Annotated in this window: 8 protein-coding genes; 3 read left to right on the top strand and 5 right to left on the bottom strand. The window is 65.4% G+C overall.

All coding sequences use genetic code 11. The annotated features are described in order from the left end of the window. Together ACXJL8_RS26025 and ACXJL8_RS26020 are read right to left on the bottom strand one after the other, a co-directional pair. Positions 1-562, bottom strand: a 562-nt coding sequence (locus tag ACXJL8_RS26025) for an AsmA family protein (RefSeq protein WP_456685836.1), incomplete at its 3' end; no start/stop codon positions are given. Positions 563-703: 141 nt separating this feature from the next. Then, positions 704-1,936: a cytochrome P450 gene (locus ACXJL8_RS26020; protein WP_456619929.1), complete on the bottom strand. Its 1,233-nt coding sequence runs from the start codon at positions 1,934-1,936 to the stop codon at positions 704-706. 128 nt (positions 1,937-2,064) lie between these two features. Here ACXJL8_RS26020 and ACXJL8_RS26015 point away from each other — a divergent pair, with 128 nt between their 5' ends. Further along, positions 2,065-2,676: a TetR/AcrR family transcriptional regulator gene (locus tag ACXJL8_RS26015; RefSeq protein WP_456619930.1), complete on the top strand. Its 612-nt coding sequence runs from the start codon at positions 2,065-2,067 to the stop codon at positions 2,674-2,676. 56 nt (positions 2,677-2,732) lie between these two features. On the opposite strand, the gene ACXJL8_RS26010 is transcribed toward ACXJL8_RS26015, so the two are convergent. Both ACXJL8_RS26010 and ACXJL8_RS26005 read right to left on the bottom strand, forming a co-directional pair. Continuing rightward, the gene (locus ACXJL8_RS26010) at positions 2,733-3,545 is read right to left on the bottom strand and encodes a Crp/Fnr family transcriptional regulator (protein ID WP_456619931.1); all 813 of its coding nucleotides are present in this window, start codon (positions 3,543-3,545) and stop codon (positions 2,733-2,735) included. A gap of 256 nt (positions 3,546-3,801) precedes the next feature. Continuing rightward, positions 3,802-4,356: a MarR family winged helix-turn-helix transcriptional regulator gene (locus ACXJL8_RS26005; protein WP_456619932.1), complete on the bottom strand. Its 555-nt coding sequence runs from the start codon at positions 4,354-4,356 to the stop codon at positions 3,802-3,804. 53 nt (positions 4,357-4,409) lie between these two features. On the opposite strand from ACXJL8_RS26005, the gene ACXJL8_RS26000 reads away from it, so the two are divergent. Both ACXJL8_RS26000 and ACXJL8_RS25995 read left to right on the top strand, forming a co-directional pair. Then, a complete protein-coding gene (locus ACXJL8_RS26000) occupies positions 4,410-5,309 on the top strand; it encodes an alpha/beta fold hydrolase (RefSeq protein WP_456685835.1) in 900 nt (299 codons plus the stop codon). Between the two features lie 51 nt (positions 5,310-5,360). After that, positions 5,361-6,164 (top strand): isocitrate lyase/PEP mutase family protein, encoded by an 804-nt coding sequence (locus tag ACXJL8_RS25995; RefSeq protein WP_456619934.1) that lies wholly within the window; start codon positions 5,361-5,363, stop codon positions 6,162-6,164. A gap of 30 nt (positions 6,165-6,194) precedes the next feature. On the opposite strand, the gene ACXJL8_RS25990 is transcribed toward ACXJL8_RS25995, so the two are convergent. After that, positions 6,195-8,594: EAL domain-containing protein (locus ACXJL8_RS25990; protein WP_456685834.1), on the bottom strand; the 2,400-nt coding region annotated here is incomplete at its 5' end.

Raw genomic sequence — 8,594 nt, 5'->3', positions numbered from 1 at the left:
AGCGGATGCCGCCCGCGGTGAAATTGCCGTCGCCACGTACCGAGCCGGCGAGCGAGCGCACGTCGCCGGAGAAGGCGATGTCGTTCAGTTCCAGCGTCGAGCGGCTGGCGGCGTCATGCAGGGCGATGCGGCCGGTCAGGTTCAGCCGCTCGATGGCGAGCGAAGCGAGATTGAAGGTGCCGCTCGCGGTGGACGGCAGATCGACCCGTCCCCTGGCGTCGAGGCCGAGATCCACCGCCATGCCGTTGACCGTGAGCTCGGTGGCGCGCCACTCGCCGCGCATCAGCGAGCCCAGGCTGAACTCGACGTCGAGCTTGTCGGCACGCAGGCGGCCGAGATCGTTGTTGCCGCCGAAGGTGAGCGAGCGCAGCCGCAGCGTCGGCGCCGGCAACAGCCGCGCGTCGAGCTCGCCCGCGACCCGCACCGGCACGCCAATGATCCGGCTCGCCTCCGCCTCGAACTGGGGCCTGAACTGGTTCCAGTCGATGAAGTAAGGCCCGATCAGCGCGGCCAGCAGCGCTAAGATGAAGGCAATCGCCAATCCGAGCAGCGTCGTCTGCACGGGTCTCCCCTCGGCCAAACCGGCACCCGGGCCAAACCTTGACCGCAAAGGCTTCAGGCGCGCCGGAACAGTCCCTTATATAGGGGGAAGTGTGGCGAAGTCACAGCGACTGTTGCGCGCGGAGGTTAACGCCAAGCCGCCTCACCAGCTCGCCGGCAGCTGCTTCAGCCCGCGCAGCACGAAGGTCGGCCGCCATTCCGGGGTCTCGACGTCGTCGATGCGCAGATCCGGCAGCCGGCGCAGCAGCGTGGCGATGGCGATCTCGGCCTCGATACGGGCCAACTGGGCCCCCAGGCAGAAATGGATGCCGCCGCCGAACGACAGCGGCTTCACATTGGGCCGCGTGATGTCGAGCCGGTCGGGCCTGTCAGGATAGACCGCGGGATCGCGGTTGGCCGAGCCGAGCAGGCAAAGGACGGTCTCGCCCTTGGGGATGCTCTTGCCGCCGAGATCGTCGATATCCTCCAGCGTGACGCGGCCGGTCATCTGCACCGAGGAATCGTAGCGCAGGAATTCCTCGATCGCGCCCACCATCAGCTCCGGCCGCGCCTTGAGCAGCGCGAGCTGGTCCGGATTGCGGTGCAGGGCCAGCAGGCCGTTGCCGATCAGATTGACGGTGGTCTCGTGGCCGGCGCCGAACAGCAGGATGATGTTGGCGGTCAATTCCTCATTGGTGAGCTTGTTGCCGTCCTCCTCGGCCTGCACGAGCTGGGTGGTGAGGTCGTCGGCGGGATTGCGGCGGCGCAGTTCGAACAGCTGCTGGAAGTACATCTGCGCCATCATGTTGCCGGCGTTGCCCTTCGCGATCTCCTCGGGCGACAACGGCACGGGGTCGAGCAGCCGCCCGCCATCGCGCGAGCTCTTGTAGAACACCTCGCGGTGGTCCGCGGGGATGCCGAGCATGTCGCAGATGATGGTAATGGGCAGGCGGAAGGCGAAATCCTCGATCAGGTCCATGCGGCCGCGATCGATCACCGCATCGATGGCCTGGTCGACGATCTCCTGGATCCGCGGCCGCATGTCCTCGACGCGGCGGGCGGTGAAAGCCTTCACCACAAGGCCGCGCAGGCGGGTGTGGTCGGGCGGGTCGGATTGCAGCATCCAGTGGCTCATGCTGCGGAACACCGGCTCGTCCATGATGGCAGGGCTATAGCGGCGCTTGGAGCGCTCGACAAAGTCCTTGCCGAAGCGCTTGTCGCGCATCACGAGGCTGACATCGGCGTGGCGGCTGGCGACGAACTGGCCGAACGGCGTCACATGAATCGGATCGAGCGTGCGCAGCCGGTCGTAATGCGGATAGGGATTCCGGATGAAGTCCGGCGACAGCGGGTTGAACAACGGATCGCCGTTCGCAGGCTGCACTTGCTCGTTCATGGTGACCTCAAATCGGTTGCCGCATGACACGAATACGCCGGTCGTCCCAATGCCCGGCGTAACCATCCCTGGATTTATCAACTCGATACATTGTTGTATCGAGTTGCATTCTGCCCTAAACAGGACCGATGTCAAGGGTGAGAACCAGGCCGACCAGGGACGACACGCGCGACAGGCTGTTCGAGGCGGCGGCGCGCGTGTTCGAGGCGGACGGCATCGGCGGCGCCAGCATCGAGGCGATCGCGGCCGCGGCCGGCTTCAGCCGCGGGGCGTTCTATTCCAACTTCAAGAGCAAGGACGAGTTGATCATCGCCATGCTCGAGGACCATGTCGAGCAGTCGATCCGGCGCAACATGGACATCCTGGCGCAGCACGACAATCTCGACGATTTCATCGCCGCGCTGCGGACGATGGACCGCAGCCGGCAGGATCCGCTCGGCCGCTCGCCGCTGCTGCACATGGAGATGATCCTCTACGTCGCGCGCGCCGAGAAGCGCCGGCCCGAGCTCGCAAAACGCCTGCGCGCGCGGCGCAAGCTGATCGCCGACATCGTCGAGGCCACGCTGAAGAGCAACGCGAAGGGCGACACGCTGAACCCGCCATGGATGGCCTCGGTCGTGCTGGCGCTCGAGGACGGTTTTCGCCTGCACCGGCTGATCGATCCGGAGACGACGCCGGCCGACAGTTTCTTGCGCGCGATCACGGATTTGCGGCGCAGGACCGGATTGGCATCGCGCTGAAAGCGGCCGGAGCGTGTCCTCACATAAGCGGGATGTCCGCCTCCCAGCTCTGCTCGCTATTTTCCCGCCCGCGAAACGGCTCTGGATTCACCACCTGCTCCGTCGGAGGCGACGACGGCGCTTGGCCGGAACGGCGGATGGGCGGGCTGCGGCGCCGACAATTCCTGGCAATACATCCGATCGATGTTGCGCTGCATGAGCGCATAACAATCGCATGCGACCCTCTCGAGCCGCGCCCGATCGATCTCCATGAACCCGCGCCGGTCGGACGGGACGGCACCGGCCGCGCGTAGCTTGCTCATCGTCAGGGTCACTGTCGTCCGCCGCACCCCAAGCAATTGCGCAAGCGCCTCCTGCGTCACCGGAAGGGGATCATCGGGAACACGGTCGTGAAGCTGCAGGAGCCACCGCGCCATGCGGCGATCCACCCGGTGCAGGGCGTTGCAAGCGGCGACGTGCTGGAGCTGCAACAACACCGCGCGGGCGTGGACCTGCACGACATTCCTGATGGCGGCGCTTTGCGCATAGGCCGCCCGAAATCTGGTGGCGGAAATCATCGACGCCGTGCCGGCCACGCGAGCAACCGCGGTCACGGATGAAAGCGACGGGCCGAGCACGGAGAACGAGGCCAGGGCGCCTTCCCGTCCCATCAAGGTCGTTGCGACCGATTGCCCGTCCGGCATATCGAGCATGAAGGCGATTGCGCCGCTATGGGGAAAATAAACCGGGTCGAGCTCATCGCCTGACCGCACCAGGACGGCATCGGGTTCGAACGAGACCTTCTGGAAATACGGCGTCAGCAAGCCGAGATCCGCCGGCGGCAACGCCGCCAGCAGGCGGTTCCCGATGCCGGTGCGGTGGGCGGTCACGATGCTTTCTCGTGAACGAGCACCCAATGAACGACGGTATCCATTCATTTCATCCAAGATGATTATCCGAAATACGAATTACCGAACGAAACCATCCAAACAGAGCCATCAGTCGAGATCAAGCACGGATAATTGCGGAGAGCTTGCCGGCGTTCTCACCGCGGAAACAGGATGCTGCAATCATCATACTATTGACGACGTCGCAGCCGAGCTCGGCCAGCATCTTGCGCTGCCCCGCGGGTCTCGACGCCTGGCGCTAGCGATTGCGCTCGCTCTTGGTCGTGGGCAGCGGACAATTCGTACAGACGCTATCGTCGCACATCCGGCAGATCGTGAAGCGATCCAGCTCGGAGGTGTCCTGCCTTGCCAGCAACTCACGGATCAGCGCGCCAAGTCGCTTCGTGTCGGCCGGAGACAGCGCCTCCAGAAGCGACGCGACGGCTGAAATCCGGGAAGCCATCAGATCGTTCCGGGTCGCGGCGCCCGTGGCTGTCAGGTACAAGGCGACCTCCCGGCCGTCCTTTCCCGGCCGGCGTTCGACAAGCCGATCGGAAACCAGACGGTCCACCAGCCGGACGGTTCCGGAATGCGACAGGCCCAGGATCCGCCGGAGCTTGTCGTTGGTCATGCCCTGGCCATACCCAATGACGACGAGCGCGGCAGGCGTCTCGCCGCCGCGGCCGATGACCTCGCGGGCGCTCTGCTCGATACGATCCATGACCGCGAGCGAGAGCGCCCCCAGCAAATTCGCGATTCCAGTTTCCATGCGTCGAACAATATGTGCGGAGCGCACAAAAAACAACTTGACCATATATGTGCGCTGCGCACATATATGAGGGAGCAACGCTGAGATGGAGAATGGCGATGACTATCCGGAGCACGGCACAACCGCTGCCGCATGCAGGCGGCAGCGAACCGGTCCTGAAATACGTGCAGGGCAACGGAGTGCGGTTCGCCTATCTCGAACAGGGGGACGGCCCCCTCGTCATGTTCATGCACGGCTTTCCCGACAACGCATGGTCGTATCGAAAGCAACTGCAGGTCTTCGCGGATGCGGGGTATCGCGCAGTCGCACCGTTCCTGCGCGGCTATGCGCCGACCGAGATCCCGGCGGACGGAGTTTTCGATCCCATCGCACTGGGCAAGGATCTCGAGGCGCTCATTGCGGCGCTGAGCGACGACGGACAGGCACGCGTCGTCGGCATGGATTGGGGCGGCACGTCGACCTTTCAGGCGCTGGCCACGGCGCCATCGGCGATCAAGGCCGCCGTGGTCATGAACACCGCCCACCCGATCACATTTTCAAGCATCAGGCGGGATCCCGACGCCGTGCGATCCATCTTCCATTTCTATTTCTTCCAGTTGCCCGGCGCCGACACGGCGGTGAACATCGAGGGCCTCCCCTTCGTCGATTATCTCTGGAAGCTGTGGTCGCCGACATTCAGGAACGACGAGCATCTCCGCTCGGTCAAGCAGACGCTCTCCTCTCCCGGCACAATGGCGGCGGCGCTCAAATATTATGGTGGCCTGTTCAATGCGGGATTTGCGGGCCGGCTGCCGATGAACGAGATGCATACGCCGACGCTGACGATCTATGGCGGCAACGATCCGACCGCGAAATATTCGGTGAAGGAAGAGCCGCTCTTCAAGGGGTCGCACAAGCGTATCGTCCTGCCCGATGTCGGGCACTTCCCGCATCTCGAGCGTGAGGCCGAAGTCACCGGCCTGATCATGGACTGGTTCAAGACGCACGCACCTGACTGAAGGCGTGGCCACAACATCCTTTCAAGTTATCCGACCGGGAGTGCACGCGCGATGGACGCCAAGACACAGCAGCAACACGCCGAGACGTTTCACGCTCTTCACCGCAAGACAGATCCGCTCGTCCTGTTCAACGCCTGGGACGTCGCCACCGCCAAAGCCATTGCGAAGACCTCACCGGCCATCGCGACCAGCAGCGGGGCGGTGGCGTCCGCACTCGGATACGCCGATGGAGAAAATGTCCCGCTCGATATGGTGACAGGCCTGGTGTCGCGGATGACCGCAGCCGTCCCGGTTCCGGTATCAATCGACCTGGAGGCAGGATATGGCGACACGCCGGATGCCGCAGCGAAGGCGGCGACCGGGATTTTGCAAGCCGGCGCCGTCGGCATCAATATCGAGGACGGGCTATCCGGAGGAAAGCGACAGCTTGTCAGTCCCGAACGGCACGCTGCGAAGATCAAAGCCGTGCGGGGCGCCGCGCAAGACCTCGGAATTCATCTGTTCATCAATGCGAGAACCGATCCGTTTCTGCTGAAATTCGGATCGCCGGACGAATGCCTGAACGAAGCGGCAAGGCGCGCGAAGGTTTATGCCGACGTCGGCGCCGATGGAATTTTCGTACCCGGCCTCACCGACCTCGCGCTCATCGAGAGGTTGGTTCAACTCACGCCTCTGCCGGTCAACATCATGGTGACGCAAGGCGTCCCCGAAATCCCGGAGTTGGCCCGCGTCGGCGTCCGGCGCGTGAGCCTCGGGCCGTGGCCCATGATGGCGGCAATGCGCGTCATTGCACAGGCCGCCGCCACGGTCGCCGCGAGCCAGCAATACGGCTCGTTCCTGCAACCGAATGGCTGAGCCTGGACATCAGCCGCCCAAGGTAGCGCCCTAGGCCGACCGCTTCACCGCAACCCCGCCGGCCGGCACCACGTCGAGCCGCCCCAGCATCGCCCTCGCCTGCTCGGCGCAGTGCTCGATCAGCCAGCGCTCGAAGGCGACCGGCGGAAGTGCGGGTGCATAGAGAAAACCCTGCACGACGTCGCAGCCGAGCTCGGCCAGCGTCCTGCGCTGGCCCTCGGTCTCGACGCCTTCGGCGACGACGGTCATGCCGAGGCCCTGCCCCACGCGCACCACGGCGGTGGCGATCGCGAGCGCGCCGGCGTCTTTCTCGATATCGCGCATAAAGCTGCGGTCGATCTTCAATTCGCGGATCGGCAGATGGGCAAGCCGGCTCAGGCTCGAATAGCCGGTGCCGAAATCGTCGACCGAGAGCCCGACACCGAGATCGCGGATCGCATGCATCGTCTCGAGCGCGGCCGCGCCATCCTGCATGAACGTGCCTTCGGTGATCTCGAGCATCAAGGCGGCCGGCGGCAGTTCGTGCTCGGCGAGGACATCGGCCAGCCGCGCGGCAAGGGCGACGCTGCGGAAATTGAGCGGGGAGAGGTTCACCGACACGCAGGGGATGTTGAGTCCGGCGCGGCGCCAGCTCGCCATCTGGCGGCAGGCCTCGCGCACCGACCACAGCCCGATGTGCTCGATCAGTCCGCACTCCTCCGCCAGCGGGATGAATTTGGCCGGCGAGACATCGCCGAGCGCGGCATCATGCCAGCGCGCCAGGGCCTCGACGCCGTGGATGGCGCCGTCGCAGCTGCGGATCTGCGGCTGGTAGCTGAGCGTGAGCGCGCCCTCCGCGATGGCGCGACGCAGCGCCGCGATCAGCGCCAGCCGCTGCTCGGCCAGCCCGTTCATCTCGGCGCTGAAGAGACGATGGGTCGAACGTCCGGCCTGCTTGGCCATGTACATGGCGGCGTCGGCCTGCTGCATCAGCGTGTCGATGTCGGTCGCATGATCGGGATAGAGGCTGATGCCGATGCTCGCCGACATCTGGATCGGCCTGGATCCAAGCCGCAACGGCGCAGCCAGCGCCTCGGTGATCCCGGTCGCGACACGCCCGGCGCTCTCGGCGTCGCGATGCGGCAGCAGCACGACGAATTCGTCGCCGCCGAGCCGTCCCAGGATATCTTCGGGCCCGATCTGCTCGCGCAGGCGCTGCGCGAGCTGGATCAGGAGCTCGTCGCCGGCGGCGTGGCCGAGGGTGTCGTTGACGTCCTTGAAATGGTCGACGTCGAGGAAGGCCAGCGCGACGTGGCCGCCGGTCGGACAGGCGTCGATCGCGGTCGTGATCAGGTGCCGCAGCTGCGCGCGGTTCGGCAGCCCGGTGAGAATGTCGTGATAGGCGAGCCGCGCGATCTCGGCGCGCGCCTCCTTGCGCTCGATCGCGAAGGCTCCGAGGTTGACGCAGGCGTCGACAATGCGCCGGTGCCAGCGGCTCGGCCCACGCGGCTCGCGATAATAGAAGGCGAAGGTCGCGATGACACGGCCGTCCTTGGATTTGACCGGGGTCGACCAGCACGCGCGCAGGCCGATCGCGAGCGGCATTGCCTTATAGGGCTGCCAGCGCGGATCGGTCTCCAGATCAGTCGCCAGCACCGGCTCGCCGTAGAAAGCGGCGGTTCCGCAGGAGCCGACATTGGGCCCGATCGCGATGCCGTCCAGTGCGCGGGAATAATCCTCGGGCAGGCTCGGACCGCCGAGCGGATGGACTAGGCCCGCGGCATCGACGTGAAGCAGCGAGCAGACCACGTCGGGCGCGATCTCCTCGACGCGGCGGCACAGCCGGTCGGCGATCTCGGCGATCGGAACCTCGTCGGCCAGCGCAGCCATGATGAGCTGCTGGAGCGAGCGCAACTGCTTGGTCTCGGTGATGTCCTCGAGCAGCGCGAAGATGTGCTTGACCCGGCCCTTCTTGTCGCGGAAGGCCTCGATCCGGGCGCAAACCCAGATCTCCTCGCCGTCCTTGTCGTAGGCGAGCAGCTCGACCTCACCGCCGCGGCCGCCATGCATCAGGCGCTTGAGTAGCCTGACAACGGCTGCGCGATCGGTATGGCGACCGGTGATGAGCTCGGCCGCACGGCGTCCTTCGGCTTCGTCGCTCGTATAGCCGAACAGCGTCGTGAAGGCCGAATTGACGTAGCGGATGTTCTGTTCGACGTCGGTGACGATCACGGCGCGGTTGGTCCGGTCGGACACGGTGTCGAGAAGCCCGATCCGCGCGCGGCGCTCGGCCTCGGCGGTGACGTCGCGGGCGAACACGATGTGATGGACCGCGCCGTCGATGGTCGCGGAAGACAGCGACACGAGCGCCCTGATCCGGCTGCCGTCGCGCCGCACGAGGCTGATCTCGTCGCGAAAATCCGCAACCGGATCGGCGTGAAGGCATTTGAG

The sequence above is a fragment of the Bradyrhizobium sp. P5_C11_2 genome, assembly GCF_054049755.1.
The sequence above is the reverse complement of the archived record's forward strand: the minus strand, read 5'-3'. Positions and strand labels throughout refer to the sequence as shown.